General features: G+C 62.6%; 11 protein-coding genes and 3 pseudogenes. 11 read left to right on the top strand and 3 right to left on the bottom strand.

Translation table 11 applies throughout. The annotated features are described in order from the left end of the window. The first annotated feature begins 4 nt into the window (after positions 1 to 4). On the top strand, positions 5 to 478 hold the full coding sequence (locus IM738_RS09640; protein WP_236965648.1) for a DUF4149 domain-containing protein: 474 nt from the start codon (positions 5 to 7) through the stop codon (positions 476 to 478). Then, the gene (locus tag IM738_RS09635) at positions 475 to 1,926 is read left to right on the top strand and encodes a hypothetical protein (protein ID WP_236965647.1); all 1,452 of its coding nucleotides are present in this window, start codon (positions 475 to 477) and stop codon (positions 1,924 to 1,926) included. Before IM738_RS09640 ends, IM738_RS09635 begins: the two co-directional genes overlap by 4 nt. Positions 1,927 to 1,956: 30 nt before the next feature. Here the strand turns inward: IM738_RS09635 and folD are convergent, their stop codons facing one another. The 3 genes from folD to IM738_RS09620 form a co-directional block, all read right to left on the bottom strand. Then, positions 1,957 to 2,808 carry a bifunctional methylenetetrahydrofolate dehydrogenase/methenyltetrahydrofolate cyclohydrolase FolD gene (folD, locus tag IM738_RS09630; RefSeq protein WP_236965646.1) on the bottom strand — a complete coding sequence of 284 codons (852 nt, stop codon included), beginning with the start codon at positions 2,806 to 2,808 and terminating at the stop codon, positions 1,957 to 1,959. 78 nt (positions 2,809 to 2,886) lie between these two features. Continuing rightward, positions 2,887 to 3,513 (bottom strand): response regulator transcription factor, encoded by a 627-nt coding sequence (locus tag IM738_RS09625; RefSeq protein WP_077330607.1) that lies wholly within the window; start codon positions 3,511 to 3,513, stop codon positions 2,887 to 2,889. Further along, positions 3,510 to 6,068 (bottom strand): PAS domain-containing sensor histidine kinase, encoded by a 2,559-nt coding sequence (locus tag IM738_RS09620; RefSeq protein ID WP_236965645.1) that lies wholly within the window; start codon positions 6,066 to 6,068, stop codon positions 3,510 to 3,512. Before IM738_RS09620 ends, IM738_RS09625 begins: the two co-directional genes overlap by 4 nt. A 192-nt stretch (positions 6,069 to 6,260) precedes the next feature. On the opposite strand from IM738_RS09620, the gene aceE reads away from it, so the two are divergent. From aceE to IM738_RS09575, 9 genes and pseudogenes are all read left to right on the top strand, one after another. Continuing rightward, on the top strand, positions 6,261 to 8,963 hold the full coding sequence (aceE, locus tag IM738_RS09615; protein WP_236965644.1) for a pyruvate dehydrogenase (acetyl-transferring), homodimeric type: 2,703 nt from the start codon (positions 6,261 to 6,263) through the stop codon (positions 8,961 to 8,963). 18 nt (positions 8,964 to 8,981) lie between these two features. Further along, positions 8,982 to 10,643: a dihydrolipoyllysine-residue acetyltransferase gene (gene aceF / locus IM738_RS09610; protein ID WP_236965643.1), complete on the top strand. Its 1,662-nt coding sequence runs from the start codon at positions 8,982 to 8,984 to the stop codon at positions 10,641 to 10,643. A gap of 9 nt (positions 10,644 to 10,652) precedes the next feature. Continuing rightward, positions 10,653 to 12,491 (top strand): dihydrolipoyl dehydrogenase, encoded by a 1,839-nt coding sequence (lpdA, locus tag IM738_RS09605; RefSeq protein ID WP_236965642.1) that lies wholly within the window; start codon positions 10,653 to 10,655, stop codon positions 12,489 to 12,491. Between the two features lie 106 nt (positions 12,492 to 12,597). Beyond that, a pseudogene (locus IM738_RS09600) lies at positions 12,598 to 13,352 on the top strand (transposase); the annotation flags it as partial. Positions 13,353 to 13,411: 59 nt separating this feature from the next. Then, a pseudogene (locus IM738_RS09595) lies at positions 13,412 to 13,939 on the top strand (IS5 family transposase); the annotation flags it as partial. Between the two features lie 173 nt (positions 13,940 to 14,112). Beyond that, positions 14,113 to 15,102: an IS5 family transposase gene (locus IM738_RS09590; RefSeq protein ID WP_236961435.1), complete on the top strand. Its 990-nt coding sequence runs from the start codon at positions 14,113 to 14,115 to the stop codon at positions 15,100 to 15,102. Positions 15,103 to 15,828: 726 nt separating this feature from the next. After that, positions 15,829 to 17,202, top strand: coding sequence for a radical SAM/SPASM domain-containing protein (locus tag IM738_RS09585; protein WP_236965641.1), 1,374 nt, complete (start codon positions 15,829 to 15,831; stop codon positions 17,200 to 17,202). 187 nt (positions 17,203 to 17,389) lie between these two features. Continuing rightward, positions 17,390 to 18,070 (top strand): annotated as a pseudogene (locus IM738_RS09580) (FAD-dependent oxidoreductase); the annotation flags it as partial. A 163-nt stretch (positions 18,071 to 18,233) separates the two neighbouring features. Then, on the top strand, positions 18,234 to 20,069 hold the full coding sequence (locus tag IM738_RS09575) for a DUF1566 domain-containing protein (RefSeq protein WP_236965640.1): 1,836 nt from the start codon (positions 18,234 to 18,236) through the stop codon (positions 20,067 to 20,069). The last annotated feature ends 92 nt before the right edge of the window (positions 20,070 to 20,161 follow it).

Here is a 20,161-nt window from a genome sequence, read left to right as displayed (position 1 = left end):
GCCCATGCCCTGGCAGCGCCTGTCCGTGATGATGGCCGCCCTCTGGTGGGGCGGCATCAACGCGCTGAGTTTTGTCGCCGTGCCCACCTTGTTCGCCAGCCTGGGCAACCCCGCTGTGGCGGGCCCTGTGGCGGCCCGGCTGTTTTCCCTTCAGTGCTGGGCCGGGTTGGTCCTGGGTGCGGTGCTGATGCTGATCCTTCGCCGGCAGCGCGCGCTGCTGGCGGCGGAGGTCTCCCCGGAGGGGCTGTCGGCGTTGCGCGGGTTGCTGGTGACCTTGGCGGTGGTCTTGCTGGCCATGTTGCTGGCCCTGGTGCAGGAGTTTGGCGTGGCGCAGAAGATCGTCAGCGCGCGCGCCACTGGCGGGAACCTGCGGCTCTGGCACGGTATGGGCTCTGTCATGGTGCTGGGGCAATGGGTGTGCAGCGGGTGGGTGCTCTGGCGACTGGCCCGCCGCGTGGCATGGCCGTCGCGCCCATGAACCCTTTGCGGCACCTGTCTGGCCCGCTGGCGGCGCTGCCGCCCCCGGTCGCCAAGGTGCTGCTGGTGGTGCTCGGCGTCGCGCTGGCGGCCCGGTTGCTGGGTCTGACCTGGCTGCTCTCGGTCAATGTCCCGTTTTCTGACCAGTGGGCCCTCCTCACGCGGCTGTACAACGGCTTCCAGTGGAGCGACGTGCCGGCGGCTTTTTTCTGGCAGCACGGGCCGCACCGGCAAGGTCTGGCCTTCGCGCTGGCGCTGCCGGCTTACCACTTCAGCGACTGGAGCGTCCGGTGGGAGAGCCTCTGGATGGCCTGTGTGCAACTGGCGTCCGGGGCCCTGGCCTTGCGTTTGCGCCGGCGACTGGTGCCGGGTCCCTGGTCGGTCTGGGATGCGCTCCTGCTGCTGCCGTTCTGGGGTGTGGCCGGTTTTGAAACCATGTGGGTGGCGCCCAATGGCTCCCACAGCGTGGTTCCCCTGTTCCTGCTGATGCTGCTGGTCAACGTCTGGCTGTGGGCGCCGGGTGGGGCGCGCACGGCCGCCCTCGCGGTGCTGGTGGTGGGTCTGGGGTTCACGGGCTTCGGTCTGACGGCGCTGCCCGCCCTGGGCCTGGTGTTGGCCATGGAGGCGTGGCGCGGTTCGGCGACCCAGCGCGGGCATGCGCTGGCGCTGGTGGCGGCCTGCCTGCTGACGTTGGCGGCGTTTCTGGTGAATTACCGGTTTGTGGTGTCGGCCGAGGGGTTTCAGGTGTTCCGACCCAATCCGCTGGACTACCTGCGGTTCGTGGCGGCCATGCTGAGCTACTTCGTGCTCATGGTGCAGCGCATGTCGTGGTGGTTCCTGTACCCGGTCGGCACGGTGTTCCTGGCGGCGATGCTTACGATGTTCGGCTGGGGCCTGAAGCGTCTGGCCGTTCGTCCGACGAACACCGGGACGCCGACGTCACACCGTTTCTGGCAGGTGTGTGTGATCCTCGTGGGCTGCAGCCTGGTGTTTGCGCTGCTCACCGCCTACGGACGGGTTCAGCTGGGTGTCGAGGCGGCGATCGCCTCGCGCTACACCGCGTTGACGCTGCCCGCCTGGGCCGCGATCTGCCTGGTGCTGTTCCGCCGCCGCGAACAGACCGCCCCGGTGTTGCTGGCGTTGCTGGTGCTGTTCCTGCTGCGCGCCGTGCCGGAAACCCGGTTGGCTTACGTGCAGGGGCGGTATTACGCGGCGGTGAAACTGTGCTGGATCGAGCAATACCTCGCCACCGGAGGCAGCGTGGCCCAGGCGGACGAGCGCCTTCTGCAGCAGGACGACCTGCACGCCTACCAGGCCGGCTGGATGGGGAGGCAGGCGCAATGGGACTTCATGGAGCGCCAGCGGCTGGGGCCTTTCGCGCCATCGGCCGGCACGGCGCCACTGCTCGGGGTTCATCCCGAGCCATGCGGATTGCTGCGGGTGCCCTGATCCGGGTCTGCGCTCAGGGCACCAAGCCGATCAGCCGGCGAGGCGCTCGGCCGATTCCAGCGTGTTCACCATCAGCATGGTGATGGTCATGGGGCCCACGCCGCCGGGCACGGGGGTGATGTGGCTCGCCACCTCTTTCACGCCGGCAAAGTCCACGTCGCCGCAGAGTTTGCCTTCCTCGTTGCGGTTCATGCCCACATCGAGCACCACCGCGCCGGGCTTGACCATGTCGGCGGTCAGCACGTTGCGTTTGCCCGCGGCGGCGACAATCACGTCGGCCTGCAGCGTCATGGCTTTCAGGTCTTTGGTGCCGCTGTGGCAGATGGTGACGGTGGCGTTCTGCTGCAGCAGCATCAGCGCCATGGGTTTGCCCACGATGTTGCTGCGGCCGATCACCACCGCGTGTTTGCCCTTGAGTTCGTAGCCGATGCTTTCCAGCATCTTCATGCAGCCATAGGGCGTGCAGGGCCAGAAGCCGGGCAGGCCGGTCATCAGCGCGCCGGCGCTGGCGATGTGAAAGCCGTCCACGTCCTTGGCCGGCGAGATCGCCTCGATCACCTTCTGCGCGTCGATGTGCGCCGGCAGCGGCAGCTGTACCAGGATGCCGTGGATGGTGGCGTCATTGTTCAACGCGGCCACGCGCGCCAGCAGTTCGGCTTCCGTCATGCTCGCGGGCCAGGTCTCCAGCACCGAGTGCATGCTGGTGTCTTCGCAGGCCTTGACCTTGTTGCGCACGTACACCTGCGAGGCCTGGTTGTCGCCGACCAGGATCACCGCCAGGCCGGGGGTGATGCCCTTGGCCTTGAGTGCGGTCACCCGCGCACCGACGTCGGCGCGCAGTTGTCGGGAGAGGGCGTTGCCGTCGATCAGTTGGGCGGTCATGGTGGGATGTCTGTGCAGTGGTTGAAACGGAAACGCCCGCCGGTGAGGGCGGGCGTCGTGGCAAAGGGTGGGGTGGTGTCAGGCTTTGGCGGGCGTCTGGCCGAGTGCGATCTTGAGCAGGTCGGCCACGGTGTTGGCACCCAGCTTTTCCATGATGTTGGCGCGGTGCGCTTCCACCGTCTTGATGCTGATGCCGAGGTCATCGGCGATCTGCTTGTTCAGACGGCCGGCCACGATGCGTTCGAGCACCTGGGCTTCACGGCCGGTCAGCTTGGAGAGCAGGGCGTCGCGGCTGGCGGCCTGCTGGTGGGTGGCGAAGGCTTCCTTGGCGGTTTCCAGCATGCGTTCGACGAGCACCACGAGCTGGTCTTCCTTGAACGGCTTCTGGATGAAGTCCAGCGCACCCTTCTTCATGGACTCCACCGCCATCGGCACGTCGCCGTGTCCGGTGATGAAGACGATGGGCAGTGGCGACTGGCGCTCGATCAGTTTTTCCTGGAGTTCCATGCCGGTCATGCCACCCATTCGGATGTCGGCGATCAGGCAGGCCACCTCGCGGGCGTCGTATCGGCTGAGAAAGGCTTCTGCGGATTCGAAGCACCGGACCCTGTAGTCCTTGCCTTCCAGCAGCCACTGCAGGGAGTCTCGAACGGCCTCGTCGTCATCGACGACATAGACGGTGCCTTTTTTGGGGATCAAACTCATCTCGCTCTTTCTGTGTCCGGCAACGACGCCTTGGAGGGTTCGGTGGCTTCCGGAGGCGGTGTCAATCGGGACTGCACCGGTATCCAGAAGCTGAAGCAGCAACCCACCACCTCTTCACCATTGTAGATGTTCTGCACTTGCATCCTCCCGTGGTGAGACTCCACGATGCTGCGGCACAGCTTGAGGCCGATGCCCATGCCTTCGCTCTTGGTGCTGTAGAACGCTTCGTAGATGCGCTCGATCATTTCGTCGGGCACGCCGTTGCCGGAGTCGCGCACGGAGAACTCGACCACTTCCTGGTTCTCGAGGCGGCGCGGGCCCACCCTCAACTCCACGTACCGCTCGCCCGGTGGACGGCCTGCCTGGGTGATGGCTTCGCCCGCGTTCTTGAGCAGGTTGATCAGCACCTGCTCGATCAGGATCGGGTCCACCATCAGCGTGGGCAGGCGCGCGGCGACATAGGGCGACAACCTGACCTGCTGACGCCGCAGCTCGATGTCGGCCAGCTCGATCGCGTTGCTCACCATGGTGGGCACATCCGATGGCATCGGGTTGGGTTCGCTGCGTTTCACGAAGGCCTTGATGCGCTGGATGATCTGGCCCGCGCGCTGGGCCTGCCGCGCGGTCTTGTCCAGGGCATTCAGCAGATCTTCATTGCTGATGCGCTGTTCGTTCAGGCGCGAGATCATGCCGTTGCAGTAGTTGCTGATGGCGGTCAGCGGCTGGTTCAGCTCATGCGCCACGCTCGAGGCCATCTCGCCCATGGTGATCAGGCGGCTGGCGGTCTGGGCCCGTTCGTTTTGCAGCGCGGCCTGCGCTTCGGCGTTGCGGCGCGGCGTGATGTCGCTGGCGATCACCATCTGCGCAAGGCGACCGTCCACCCAGGTCAGGTAACGCGTGCGCACCTCCAGCCAGCGGTCGAGTTCTTCCACGAACACCTCGGCGTTTTCCGCACCCGCATCGGTGAGTGTTTCGGTAGGCATGCCGGCGAAGGCGTCCACCGCATCGCCGTTGTCCGGGCTCGGTGTGGGCTGGTTGCCTGCGAGGTCGACCAGATGGCGATGGCCCATGCCGCGGGTGCCGAACCAGAGGCGGTACATCTTGTTGGCGAACAGCATCTCGTCGCTGCCCAGCGGCGCCACCGACACGGCCGAGTCCAGTGACTCCAGCACGGTGGTGAAACGTTCGTAGGAGGCGGACAGCTCCTCGCGGATGCGCTTGGGCTCGGTGATGTCGGTCATCGACGTCATCCAGCCGGTCTGGTGGCCCTTGGGGTCGATCAGCGGCGAAACGTACATGCGCGCATCGAAGATGGTGCCATTGCGGTGCTGCACGCGCACTTCAAAACCGCCCGGCGTCGAGCGTCCGCTGAGTTCGTCGTCAAGACGGGCCGCGAGCTGGTCGTGGTCGTCATCGGGCCAGTAGGGGAAGGGGGCTGTGCGGCCCACCAGTTCGGCCTCGGTCCAGCCGGTCATCGAGCAGAAAGCGGGATTCACATAGGTGATACGGCCCTGCATGTCGAGCGCACGCATGCCGGTGAGCATGGAGTTTTCCATGGCGCGGCGGAAGTTGGTCTCGGACACCAGGGCTTGCTGGGCCTGCACGCGACGCCGCGTGTGGCGCCAGGTGCCCAACAGCATCCACACCGTCAGCGCCGAGAGGGCTCCAATGACCCAGAAAAAGCCGCTGCCCACGATGTCCTGGGAGGTGCGGTAGCCCTGCGCTTTCAGCAGCAGACCGTTGCCCACCGGCGAGACAGGCACCTCGTGTTCCAGCGGCTGCGCTGACCAGGGCAGCAGGCGCAACACGGCGCTTGGCGACTGCAGGCTGCCGGCCAGCACCCGCCCGCGGTCGTCCATCAGGGCCACGGCGTAGCGGGCCATGATTTCCGGCGGCATGCCAAAGCGCATGAGGCCATCGATCGAATACTCGCCCATCACCGTGCCGGCGAAGCGGCCCTGTTCGGTCAGTGGCACCTGAAGCATCAGGGTGGACTGGCGCGAGTCTTCACCCAGCGGGCGCGAGTAGATGGGCTGGCGCAGATCGCGCGCCAGCTCGAACGACCCATCCGTTTCGGCAGCGGTCATGGTGGCGCCCTTCAGGCGCATCAGGCTCACCGGCGCGCTGGGGGAGGTGTAGCTGGCGGCCACGGTGCGCCGTGCGTCCACCCAGCTGATGGCCTGAAGTTCCGGAAACTGGCTGATCAGGGTCTCGGCCTGGAACTCGAATTCTTCGGCGCTGATTTCCTTGTTGTCCACCTCGCGGGCGAGACGCATCAGCTGCTCCTGGCGTTCCAGCAGCCGCAGCCTCAGGCGCTGCTGTGCGTACTCGACGTCGCGGGTCACCGCTTCCTGTTCGCGCTCCAGCTCTTCATAGCGCAGGTAGGTGATCGCCACGGCGATGGCCGAGAGAAAGAGCAGCACCGAGAGCAACGGCGCCAGCGTCGCAAAGCGGTCCTGGCGCGAGGGCGGCAGCCTGCGCCACCAGCGGTTCCACCAGCCCAGCGGGGTGCTGTTCCCCACCGGGGTGACTGGTTTTTCGGGGGCAGATTTCATGCGCCGAGTTTACGTGTGGGCACCTGCCTGCAAGAGGATAAAAGCCACAGGCTGCTATAAATTTGATATCTGCAGTATTCCGCATAATGAAATATAAAAGCACATATTGAAATTGCCGCTGTTTTGTGGAAAAATCCGTGACACTGCGGGAAGCCCGCCGTAAGCTCAATTTCAAACCAACAGGAGACAAGCATGTCAGCGTCCGACGCTCTCAATGGCCGTGGTGTGGGGGATGCCGATTCCCAGGAAACCCGCGAATGGATGGAGGCGCTGGCCGCCGTGATCGAGCGGGAGGGGCCGGAGCGCGCGCACTTCCTGCTGGAACAGTTGCTCGAAGAAGCCCGCCAGAACAGCATCGACCTGCCGTTCTCGGCCAACACCGGCTACGTCAACAGCATCGAGGCCGACCAGGAAGCCCGTTGCCCAGGCAACATCGAGATCGAAGAACGGCTGCGGGCCTACATGCGCTGGAACGCCATGGCGATGGTGGTCAAGGCCAACCGCCACAACCCCGAAGACGGTGGCGACCTGGGCGGTCACATCGGCTCCTTTGCCTCGCTGGCCCACATGTTCGGCGCCGGCTTCAACCACTTCTGGCACGCCGAGAGCGAGAACCACGGTGGCGACTGCCTCTACATCCAGGGCCACGTGTCGCCCGGCGTGTACGCCCGCGCCTACCTCGAAGGCCGCCTGACCGAAGAGCAACTGCTCCATTTCCGTCAGGAAGTGGACGGCAAGGGCCTCTCCAGCTACCCGCACCCCAAGCTGATGCCCGAGTTCTGGCAGTTCCCCACCGTCTCGATGGGCCTGGGCCCGCTGATGGCGATCTACCAGGCGCGCTTCCTGAAATACCTGCACGCCCGCGGCATCGCCAACACCGAGAACCGCAAGGTCTGGGTGTTCTGCGGCGACGGTGAAATGGACGAGGTCGAGTCGCTGGGCGCCATCAGCCTGGCCGCGCGCGAAAACCTCGACAACCTGATCTTTGTGGTGAACTGCAACCTGCAGCGCCTGGACGGCCCGGTGCGCGGCAACGGCAAGATCATCCAGGAACTCGAAGGCGAGTTCCGTGGCTCCGGCTGGAACGTGATCAAGCTGCTCTGGGGCTCCAATTGGGACCCGCTGCTGGCGCGCGACAAGGACGGCGCCCTGCGCAAGATCATGATGGACACGCTGGACGGCGACTACCAGGCGTTCAAGGCCAATGACGGTGCCTACGTGCGCAAGCATTTCTTCGGCCGCGACCCCAAGGCGCTGGAGATGGTGGCGCACCTGAGCGACGACGACATCTGGAACCTGCGTCGCGGTGGCCACGACCCGCAGAAGGTCTACGCCGCGTACCACAAGGCGGTGAACCACAAGGGCCAGCCGACCGTGCTGCTGATCAAGACCGTCAAGGGTTTTGGCATGGGCAAGTCGGGCGAAGGCAAGAACAACGTGCACCAGACCAAGAAGCTGACCGACGAAGACATCAAGATCTTCCGCGACCGCTTCAACCTGCCGATCCCCGACAGCGAGCTGCCCAAGCTGCCGTTCTACAAGCCGGCCGACGATACGCCGGAGATGCAGTACCTGCACGCCCGCCGCAAGGCGCTGGGGGGATACCTGCCGCACCGCCGCACCAAGGCCGACGAGAGCTTCACCGTGCCCTCGCTCGACACCTTCAAGAGCGTGATGGAACCCACCGCCGAAGGCCGTGAAATCTCGACCACGCAAGCCTATGTGCGCTTCCTGACGCAGTTGCTCCGCGACCAGGCCCTGGGTCCGCGCGTGGTGCCCATCCTGGTGGACGAGGCCCGCACCTTCGGCATGGAAGGCCTGTTCCGTCAGATCGGCATCTACAACCCGGCAGGCCAGAACTACACCCCGGTCGACAAAGACCAGGTCATGTACTACAAGGAAGACAAGGCCGGTCAGATCCTGCAGGAAGGCATCAACGAGGCCGGCGGCATGTCCAGCTGGATCGCGGCGGCCACGAGCTACAGCACCAGCAACCGCATCATGGTGCCGTTCTACGTGTACTACTCGATGTTCGGCTTCCAGCGCATCGGCGACCTGGCCTGGGCGGCCGGCGACATGCAGGCGCGAGGCTTCCTGCTCGGCGGTACCAGCGGCCGCACCACGCTCAACGGCGAAGGCCTGCAGCACGAAGACGGCCACAGCCACATCCTGGCCGGCACGATCCCGAACTGCATCAGCTACGACCCGACCTTCGCGCACGAAGTGGGCGTGATCCTGCACCATGGCCTGAAGCGCATGGTGGAAAAGCAGGACAACGTGTATTTCTACCTGACCCTGCTGAACGAAAACTACGCCATGCCGGGCCTGACCGCCGGCACCGAAGAGCAGATCATCAAGGGCATGTACCTGTGCAAGCCGGGCGCCAAGGGCGACCAGCGCGTGCAACTGCTGGGCTCCGGCACCATCCTGCGCGAGAGCATCGCCGCCCAGGATCTGCTGGCCGCCGACTGGGGTGTGCAGGCCGATGTGTGGAGCTGCCCGAGCTTCAACGAGCTGACCCGCGACGGCCAGGACGCCGAGCGCTTCAACATGCTGCACCCGACCGAGCCGCAGCGAGTGCCTTTTGTGGCGCAGCAGCTGGAGAAGCACGCCGGCCCTGTGGTCGCGTCCACCGACTACATGAAGAACTACGCCGAGCAGATCCGCCCGTTCATGCCCAAGGGCCGTTCGTACAAGGTGCTGGGCACCGACGGCTTTGGCCGCAGCGACTTCCGCAGCAAGCTGCGCGAGCACTTCGAGATCAACCGCCACTACATCGTCATCGCCGCCCTGCGTTCGCTGGCCGACGAGGGCAAGCTGCCGTTGGCCAAGGTGGCCGAGGCGATCAAGAAGTACGGCATCAAGGTCGACAAGATCAATCCCTTGTACGCATAAATTTCCGGAGACAACAACATGGCACTGGTAGAAGTGAAGGTCCCGGACATCGGCGACTTCGACGAAGTGGCGGTCATTGAACTGCTGGTCAAGGTGGGCGACACGGTCAAGGCCGAACAGTCGCTGATCACGGTCGAGTCCGACAAGGCCTCGATGGAAATTCCGTCCAGCACCGCTGGCGTGGTGAAAGAACTGCGAGTGGCGCTGGGCGACAAGGTGAAAGAGGGTTCGGTGGTGCTGGTGGTGGAAGCCGCCGGTGAGGCCGCCGCCCCTGCGCCTGCAGCAGCTCCTGCTGCGGCGCCCGCACCTGCACCGGTGGCCGCGCCAGCTGCCGCTGCTGCGCCTGCGGCCGCACCCGCGGCTTCAGGCCCGGTGCAGGTGTTCGTGCCCGACATCGGCGACTTCAAGGACGTCGCCGTCATCGAGGTCTTCGTCAAGCCCGGCGACACCATCAAGGTCGAGCAGAGCCTGATCACGGTCGAGTCGGACAAGGCTTCGATGGAGATCCCTTCGTCGCACGCCGGCGTGCTGAAGGAACTCAAGGTCAAGGTCGGCGACACGGTCAACATCGGTGACCTGCTGGCCATCCTGGAGGGCGCCGCTGGCGCCGCCGCTTCGGCCCCAGCAGCCGCACCGGCTGCCCAGGCCGCTGCGCCCGCTGCTGCTGCCGTGGCCGCTTCTGCGGCCGCCACAGCGTCGGTGGAAGCCGCACCGGCCCACAACCCCACCAGCACCCCGGCGCTGGGCCTGCCGCATGCCTCACCCTCGGTGCGCAAGTTCGCCCGCGAGCTCGGCGTGCCGCTGAGCGAAGTGCAGGGCAAGGGCCCCAAGGGCCGCATCACCCTGGACGACGTGCAGGGCTTCACCAAATCGGTCATGGCCGGTGCGGTGCAGACCGCCGCCCAAAAGGCCAAGGCCCCGGCATCGACCGGCGGTGGTGGTTCCGAGCTGGGCCTGATCCCCTGGCCGAAGGTGGATTTCGCCAAGTTCGGCCCCATCGAACGCAAGGAGATGGGCCGCATCAAGAAAATCAGCGGCGCCAACCTGTTGCGCAACGCGATCATGATCCCGGCCGTCACCAACCACGATGACGCCGACATCACCGACCTCGAAGCCTTCCGCGTCTCCACCAACAAGGAGAACGAGAAGAGCGGCGTTAAGGTCACCATGCTCGCTTTTCTGATCAAGGCATCGGTTGCCGCGCTCAAGAAGTTCCCCGAGTTCAACAGCTCGATCGACGGCGACTCGCTGGTCTACAAGCAGTACTGGCACATCGGCTTTGCGGCCGACACGCCCAACGGCCTGATGGTCCCGGTGATCAAGGACGCTGACAAGAAGGGTGTGCTGCAGATCAGCCAGGAAATGGGCGAGCTCGCCAAGAAGGCGCGCGACGGCAAGTTGAGCCCGGCTGAAATGAGCGGTGCCACGTTCACCATCTCCAGCCTCGGTGGCATTGGCGGCCGTTACTTCACGCCCATCATCAACGCGCCCGAAGTCGCCATCCTCGGCGTCTGCAAAAGCAACATGGAACCGGTGTGGGACGGCAAGGCCTTCCAGCCGCGCCTGATGCTGCCGCTGTCGCTGACCTGGGACCACCGCGTGATCGACGGCGCCGCGGCGGCCCGCTTCAACGCGTACCTCGGTCAGATCCTCGGCGACTTCCGTCGTGTTCTTCTTTAAGGAATGACGATGGCACTGATCGATATTCAAGTTCCCGACATTGGCGACTTCGACGAAGTGGCCGTGATCGAGTTGCTGGTCAAACCCGGTGACACCGTCAAGGCCGAGCAATCGCTGATCACCGTGGAGTCCGACAAGGCCTCGATGGAGATTCCTTCGTCGCACGCCGGTGTGGTGAAAGAGCTCAAAGTGAAGCTGGGCGACAAGGTCAAGCAAGGCTCGGTGGTGCTGGTGCTGGACGGTGAGGGCGCTGCCAGCGCTCCTGCAGTACCAGCGGCAGCGCCCGCTGCTGCAGCGCCGACACCTGCTGCCGCTCCGGCGACGGCTTCCGTGGTGGCCCCTGCCGCAGCCAGCTTCGGCGGCAGCGCCGACATCGAGTGCGACGTGCTCGTGCTCGGCGCCGGCCCCGGCGGCTACTCGGCGGCGTTCCGCGCCGCCGACCTCGGCCTGAAGGTCGTGCTGGTCGAGCGTTATGCCCAGCTGGGTGGCGTCTGCCTGAACGTGGGTTGCATCCCGTCCAAGGCGCTGCTGCACGTGGCCGCGGTGATGGACGAGGTCAGCCACATGGCCGACCTCGGCGTGGACTTCGGTGCACCCTCGGTCAACGTGGACAAACTGCGCGGCCACAAAGAGAAGGTGATCGGCAAGCTGACCGGCGGCCTGGCCGCGATGGCCAAGATGCGCAAGGTCACCACCGTGCGCGGCTACGGCGCCTTCGTCGGTCCCAACCATGTGGAAGTGGAAGAGACCACCGGCACCGGCCAGGAGAAGACCGGCAGCAAGAAGGTCGTGGCCTTCAAGAAGTGCATCATCGCCGCCGGCTCGCAGGCGGTGCGCCTGCCCTTCATGCCCGACGATCCGCGCGTGGTGGACAGCACCGGCGCGCTGGCGCTCAAGGAAGTGCCCAAGCGCATGTTGATCCTGGGCGGCGGCATCATCGGCCTGGAGATGGGCACGGTCTACAGCACCCTGGGCGCGCGCCTGGACGTGGTGGAAATGCTCGACGGCCTGATGCAGGGCGCCGACCGCGACCTGGTCAAGATCTGGCAGAAGATGAACGCCAAGCGCTTCGACAACATCATGCTCAAGACCAAGACGGTGGGGGCCAAGGCCACACCCGAAGGCATCGAGGTGACGTTCGCCGCAGCGGAAGAGGGCGGCACCGCCCCCGCGCCGCAGGTCTACGACCTGGTGCTGCAGGCCGTGGGCCGCACGCCCAACGGCAAGAAGATCGCCGCCGACAAGGCCGGCGTGGCCGTGACCGACCGGGGCTTTATCAACGTTGACATCCAGATGCGCACCAACGTGCCGCACATCTTCGCCATCGGTGACATCGTGGGCCAGCCCATGCTGGCGCACAAGGCGGTGCACGAGGCGCACGTGGCGGCGGAAGTCATCGCTGGTGAATTGCAGGGCAACAAGGAGCTTGCAGCGGCCGCCTTCAACGCCCGCGTGATCCCCAGCGTGGCCTACACCGACCCCGAGGTGGCCTGGGTGGGTCTCACCGAAGACCAGGCCAAGGCGCAGGGCATCAAGGTCAAGAAGGGCCTGTTCCCCTGGACGGCTTCAGGCCGCGCCATCGCCAACGGCCGCGACGAAGGCGTCACCAAGCTGCTGTTCGACGACAGCCCTGAGGCACATGGCCACGGCAAGATCCTCGGCGGCGGCATGGTCGGCACACACGCGGGCGACATGATCGGCGAGATCGCGCTGGCCATTGAAATGGGTGCAGACGCCATCGACATCGGCAAGACCATCCACCCGCACCCCACGCTGGGCGAAAGCATCGGCATGGCGGCGGAGGTGGCGCACGGGTCTTGTACCGATTTGCCACCGTCGAAAAAGTAGCACGGCCTACCCGACACCCCGACGAGGCCCGGTCCCGAAATGTATCGGGCCTTGTGCTTTTCACGCTCAATATCTGGAGTCCAATCCCGAGGACAGGGGATTGGACGTGAAGAAGAGATTTACGGAAGAGCAGATCATTGGCCTCTTGCGCGAGGCTGAGACGGGTCTGCCGGTGGCCGAGTTGTGTCGTCGGCACGGTTTCTCGGAAGCCAGCTACTACCTCTGGCGCAACACGTTCGGTGGCATGAGCATCTCTGATGCCAAGCGCCTCAAGGACCTCGAGCTTGAAAACGCTCGCCTCAAACGGCTGCTGGCCGAGTCGATGCTTGAGAGCGAGGTGACGAAAGAAGCCTTGAGAAAAAAGTGGTGAACGCACCCGCACGGCGCGAGATGGTGAGCCACATGGTCGGCTGCGGACTGAGCGAACGCCGTTCACTGCGCGTCATCGGCATGAGCGCCAGCGCCTATCGTTGTGAGCCCGCTGCAGACTGAAACAGCGCCTTGAAGGACAAGATCATCGCCCCGGCGCAACGCCATCGACGGTACGGTGCGGGCATGATCTACCTGACGTGCGCCAGTTCCGTGAGATCGTTAACCACAAGCGCGTCGAGCGCCTGTATGCCGAGGCGGGTCTGCAGGTCAGGAAACGCAAGCGCAAGAAGATCCCGCTGGCTGACCGCCACCCCCCTGCAACGTCCGATGGTTGCCAACCAGGTGTGGTCCATGGACTTCGTCTTTGACCGAACGGCTGAAGGTCGCACTCTCAAGAACCTGACCGTGGTCGATGATGCAACCCATGAGGCGGTGGCCATCGTGGCCGAGCGGGCAATGGGCGGCACCCAGCTGACGCGGATTCTGGATCCGCCACGGATGGTCTGCACAACCTCGGCATCCATCGAACGATGTGAGACATTGCCGGCATGAAGCAAATGAGCCTGGGCGAGAGCGGATTCGAGCGCAAGAGCAAGAGGACGCGCAAGCGCGAGTTCCTCGACGAGATGAACCTGGTGGTGTCGTTGGCGGAGCTGGTGGCGCTGATTGCCCCGCACGCGCCGGCCCCTGGTGGCAAAGGCGGTCGCCCGCTGTTTGCTCTGCAGACGATGCTGCGCATCCACTTCCTGCCGCAGTGGTTCAACCTGTCGGACCCGGCAATGGAAGAGGCGCTGTACGACACGCCGATGTTTCGCGAATTCGCCGGGCTGGACATGGGCGGGGACTACGTGCCCGATGAGAGCACCATCCTGCGCTTTCGCCATCTGCTGGAGAAGCACCGCCTGAGCCTGCAGATCCTGGCCACCGTCAACGCCAAGCTGGCGGCCAAGGGGCTGCTCCTCAAGAGCGGCACGGTGGTCGATGCCACGCTGATTGCCGCGCCCAGTTCGACCAAGAACAGCAGCGGCGAGCGCGACCCCGAGACGCACCAGACCAAGAAGGGCAATCAGCAATGGGATGGACGCCCCCACCCTGATCGGCATCGATGTGCCAAAGTGGATGCGTTGATCAACGGCTTGGACAGTATGAGGCTGCACAATCGGCACCGAACTATCAGGTGGGTCCGCGCGTCAGTTAGGGAAGGTCTGCAAAACCGCGGCGCCGTGGGCCGATGTGAGACAGTGACGTCATGAAGCAAATGAGCCTGGGCGAGAGCGGATTCGAGCGCAAGACCAAGAGAACGCGCAAGCGCGAGTTCCTCGACGAGATGAACCTGGTAGTGCCGTGGACCGAGCTGGTGTCGCTGATTGCACAGCATGCACCAACGCCTGGCGCCAAGGGTGGTCGTCCGCCGTTTGCCGTGCGAACCATGCTTCGCATTCACTTCCTGCAGCAGTGGTTCAACCTGTCCGACCCGGCGATGGAGGAGGCGCTGTACGACACGCCCATGTTTCGAGAGTTTGCGGGGCTGGACCAGGGTGAGGAGAACTTGCCTGACGAGAGCACCATCCTGCGCTTTCGCCATCTGCTCGAACAACACAACTTGAGCCTGCAATTGCTTGCCACGGTCAACGCCACCCTGGCCGACAAAGGCCTGCTGCTCAAGAGCGGTACGGTCGTCGACGCCACGCTCATTGCCGCCCCCAGCTCGACCAAGAACAACAGCGGCGAACGCGACCCCGAGATGCATCAGACCAAGAAGGGCAACCAGTGGCACTTCGGGATGAAAGCGCATATTGGGGTCGATGCCGAATCGGGCCTGGTGCACACCGTCAAGGCCACAGCGGCCAACGCGCACGACATCACCCAGGCCAGCGAACTGCTGCACGGCGACGAAACCGATGTCTTTGCCGACTCTGGCTACCGGGGCGTTCACAAGCGCGATGAGGTGATCAAGGACCATCCCGAGGTCCACTGGTACGTGGCCATGATGCCCAGCCATCGCAAGGCGCTGGACAAGGAAACGCCCATGGGCTCGATCATGGAAGCGCTGGAGAAAACCAAGGCGCGCATCCGAGCCAAGGTCGAACACCCGTTCCGGGTGATCAAGCGCCAGTTCGGATATGTGAAGGTGCGCTACCGGGGATTGGCCAAGAACACGGCGCAGCTGCACACCCTGTTTGCGTTGTCCAACATCTGGATGGTGCGCCGAACGCTTTTGAAGGAGACCCGAGGATGAGTGCGTCCGAATGCGGCCAACGGCCACGAATCAGGGCGAAATCGGCCAACAAAGCGCCCTCGTGAGCCTGAAATCGCCATCATTTGAAATTGCATGCATCACCTCGCGCCGTAGCGGGTGTTGTGCAGACCTTCCTTAGTGAACGAAAAGACAGCGGCTTTGACCCGCAGCGACACGCATTGCATATGCAGCATCTCCAACGACCGGACACATTCCAAAATCACTTGCGGACAAACAACACCACCTAAAACTCAGCAAACAAGGACGCTTCGTTAGCCCCAGATCCATGCAATGCTTGACCTCATGTGGTTGAAATTCCTGTCCTCGCGCAGGACATCGATGTCGACCAGCGCATCAGCCGGTGAGTTGAAAGAATGCGAAAACAACATCGTTCCGGTGCGGCTGTGACTGCCACAGAACCAAACGGGTCAAACCTGCCCAGTTCGGGCAACTGGCTCGGAACAAGTTGCCTATGTATTCCGATATACGGGCTTGTGATGCACAATCCTCATGTCATGGTTTTTCATGCTGCTGCATTTCCGATTCGTATACCTCATTTCACGACCAAGAGATGATAGAGGTTGAATATGTCGCTTGACTCTTGAAAATTGAAATACATTGCATGGTGAGGCTAAAGTTGGGATTTGATAAAGAATTTTGAATGTTAAAAACAAGAATAAAAGCTATTCTTGTCATTTGTAGTGCTCAGACAAAAGGTGCTTAGATATGCTCAGAACGGTTGCATGGAGAAATCTGCCGGCTCAAGTGATCCGATTTGTCAATCGCCGATTTGGGATCGATTCCCAACTTCGTTATTTATCGCGTCTCGCGGAAGAGGGAGTAACCCTGGATCGACTTCAATACGAAATCCAGCGTAGTGCGTTTTACTCTGTGGTGGGTAAGCCTCTGTTCACGGAAATCGCCAACATCTACAACCAATATCTTCTCCGCCAACCAACCCCCAGCGAGGTCATGTCGCTACTGAGTCAGTTCCATGAACACTTTGGAAGCGTCAAGGCTTGCCAGCAGGCCATCTCTGAAGGAAATATTCGGACCCATCTGGGAATCAGGCCCTTCAAACTTGAGATGGATATTACCAATCAGTGCAATCTTCGTTGCATTATGTGTTACTTTAGCGATGAGCGTATCTATAAGCGCAAGCGGGAAGATATCAGTGTGGCCGACTTTGCCCGGATTGCCGAGCAAATTTTCCCATTTTGCGAAAGGGTTTCACTTTCCATCGGCACCGAACCATTGCTTCACCAGCGTTTTGAGGAGTTGCTTTCGATAACCGGACGGTACAAGGTTCCAATGGTGTACATCAACACCAATGGTCTTCTCCTCAATAAAAATCGAATCGATGCAGTTCTGCGGTCGGCTTTAACTCATATATCCATCTCCATTGATGGAGCCACAGCGCCAACCTACGAGCGCATCCGGGTTGGCTCAAGTTTCGAAAAGGTCATCGGAAATATCAAGGCTCTGCAAACGGCTAAAAATCTTCATGGAACGAACATTCCTCACTTGAGCTTCAACTTTGTCCTGATGCGCTCCAACATCCGTGAATTGCCGGCAATGGTCCAGTTGGCCCATGAACTTGGGATAGAGGGAATCAGCGCGACGCATGTTGTTCGTTACGAAAATACAGACACGCTTGACGAAACCCTTGAAGGCGAAAAAGAACTTTGCAACCGTATGATGGATGAGGCTAGAGTTTTGGCGAGCCGATTGGGTATCTCGGTCAATTTTCCCCCGAACTTTAAGATTGAAGGCGAGGTGTCTTTGATTCATTTGGGTCGTTCTTATTTCGACCTGCAAATCACCGAGCAAACAACAAGAAACTGCTGCCCATTCCCTTGGCACTTCATCGGTATCGATTGCTATGGGAATGTCGTACCTTGCGGCTGGTGGTATTACCCCGAAGAGTCAATGGGAAATTTGAAAACCGATTCCTTTGAAAAGATCTGGAATAACTCGCGCTACCAAGCCCTCCGCTTTGAACATCAGAGCAGTCGCCAGCGTACGACGTGCCTCTCTTGCCCTGCTGCCGGAATGGGGGGTGTCCAAGACTCAAGCGCCTTTCAGGTGAAGAAGCTATAGCGGGCTTCTTAAACTCGCTCGTATCGGCACGCGGGTGGTTCGTGCCTTTTGGGATTGGGCTTTGCCAAATAGTCTGAAGAGGAACCGTCTGCTTCATAGGCGTTCGACAATACGGAAGCTGCCTGCAATGCTGCGCAGACATGCTGGAATCAACGGCCCTCATCAGCGGTTTGTGGAGGTTCATGGGTTGTTGAAGACAAAAACAGTGGGCGCCAAGGCCACGCCCGAAGGCATCGAGGTGACGTTTGCCGCTGCGGAAGAGGGCGGCACCGCCCCCGCGCCGCAGGTCTACGACCTCGTGTTGCAGGCCGTGGGCCTCACGCCCAATGGCAAGAAGATCGCCGCCGACAAGGTCGGCGTGGTCGTGACCGACCGCGGCTTCTCAACGTCGACATCCAGATGCGCACCAATGTGCCCCACACCTTCGCCATCGGCGACATCGTGGGTCAGCCCATGCTGGCGCACAAGGCGGTGCACGAGGCCCATGTGGCCGCTGAAGTGATTGCCGGTGAACTCCAAGGCAACAAGGAGCTGGCCGCAGCCGCCTTCAACGCCCGCGTGATCCCCAGCGTGGCCTACACCGACCCCGAGGTGGCCTGGGTGGGCTTGACCGAAGACCAAGCCAAGGCCCAGGGCATCAAGGTCAAGAAGGGCCTGTTCCCCTGGATGGCCTCTGGCCGCGCCATTGCCAACGGCCGCGACGAAGGCGCGACCAAGCTGCTGTTCGACGACAGCCCGGAAGCTGGGCGCAGACGCCATCGACATCGGCAAGACCATCCACCCGCACCCCACGCTGGGCGAGAGCATCGGCATGGCGGCGCTGGTGGCGCACGGCTCTTGTACCGACTTGCCGCCGAGCAAGAAGTAATTCGCTGTCACGCACACCAGCAAGAAGCCCAGGACGGGAAACTGTCCAGGGCTTTTGCCATCTATGATCGAAAGAAACATTCTGGGTCGTTGGATCACTTCATCAGACAGATCGTGCATCTGATGCGGAGATCTGCTGAAAACTGAAAGTAAAGGGAGGAAGCATGGATCACCTGGTCATCACATCCAATGCGCTGCTGGCTGGGCGCTCGTTGGGCCGGCGAATTCTGGCCGGCATCGCGATGGGGCTCGTGCTGACGGCTTGTGGCGGTGGAAGCGTATCGTCCGATGCCAAACTCAAGACGAACGGCGCGGCGGACACCACGACGTCGACGGAGCAGTCGGATGCCTTGATCAGGAGAGGCGCTGAGCTCAATTCGCGAGAGCTTGCCGGGGCACAGTCTGCTGCAGAGGCTGGCGGTTCGCCATCGAAGGGCCTGGCCAAGCGCCTCGCCAAAGGGCTGTCCACTGTTCCGGTCTATCGCTTCTTCAATACCCGGTCCGGCGCCCACTTCTACACCAGCAGCGCAGAGGAGCGCGACTCGGTGACGGCCAACCTGCCCCAGTTTGTGTACGAAGGTATTGCCTTTCAGGTCAGCGAGTCGGCTCAGAGCGGGTTGAGTCCCGTGTACCGGTTCTTCAACAGGCGTACCGGCATCCACTTCTACTCCATCAGCGATGAGGAGAAGGCGTTCATTGAGGCATCGCTGCCCCAGTTTGCCTACGAGGGCGTGGCTTACTACGCCAGCAAGGTCCTGGGCGATGGCTACCGGCCGCTGTACCGCTTCTACCAGTTCAACAAGGGGGTCCACTTCTACACGGTGGACGAGGTGGAAAAGGACCGCGTCCGCGCCACGCTGCCGCAATATGCGTTCGAAAACGCGGCTTACTACGTGCCGGATGCCACCTATATCGCCCCCAAGTTCAAGGTGCCACACACCGGTTTCTCCAATACGGAGTGCCTCAACCTGTCCGGCGCTCTGACTGACTGCGCGGCGTCTTCTGTGCTGGACTTCTACGACCAGCAGGATGGACACCGATCCGCCGTCAATCCCTTGAGCTACAGCTTGTTGCCCAAGCCAGGCGGCGGCTCCTACGACAAATCCGAATGTGTTCTGGACAACGTCACAGGTCTGGTCTGGGAAGGCAAGACCGCCAGTGGCGTGCGATCGGGACTCTACAGAACCACAAATCTTGACAACCCGGCGCTGCCGCAGAAGTGGAGTGGGGGCGATTGGATCAACCCCACTCAGGCAGAAATTCTCGCCATCACCAACAGCGTGGGCTATCTCAACCATGTCAACAGTGTCGGACTTTGCGGGTATGCCGACTGGCGACTGCCAACGGTGAAGGAACTCAACTCGATCCTCCATGCTGGTACACCGGCCGGCGTCGACCAAAGCTGGTTCGTGAACGCTGAGTCCTGGTCCCCCTATTGGGCGGCCACGCCTAGCGTGTCCATACGTAGCGGGGATGGATGGGTCGTCGGCGGCGCCCATGGGGCTTTGCCGGAGAGCCGGAGCGAGTGGCGTTCGTCTGGCGTGCGTCTGGTCCGCAGCGCCTGGACGGTTTCGGAGTCCACCTGCCCCAGTCAACCCACGGCCGAGCGATTCACGCTGAACGGTGCAGAAGCCACGGACAAGACCACCGGGTTGGTCTGGGCGCGTTGCGCCGCAGGGAAGAGCTGGGACGGATTCACCTGCACAGGGGAGTCTTTGCCGATGACCTATTTCGGGGCCTTGCAGTACGCCAGGACACAGGCCGGCTGGCGCGTGCCCAATGTCAAGGAATTGCTCAGTGTGGTGGACCATGGTTGCGCGGCGCCTGCGCTCGATGCGTCGGTGTTTCCGCACAACCCCTCCTATTTCACATGGTCAACCACCCCCTATCGCTCGTTCAACAGCAATTTCACCTGGTCCGTCAATCTGCATAACGGCACCAGTCAAATCGAGAGCCCGTCCAATTTAAGAGCGCTTCATTTGGTGCGTGCGAACCCGTGATCTGATGTGGGTGCCGCAGGCACGCACACGACTTGGCGCCCGGATGAGACACCGTCCGGGCTTTTTGTTTGGGTGACCCCACCGGTTTGTTC

Origin of the sequence: Hydrogenophaga sp. SL48 (assembly GCF_021729865.1) — a bacterium.
Classification (GTDB): domain Bacteria; phylum Pseudomonadota; class Gammaproteobacteria; order Burkholderiales; family Burkholderiaceae_C; genus Hydrogenophaga.
Note: the sequence above shows the minus strand (reverse complement) of the source record. Positions and strands in the feature narration are given on the sequence as shown.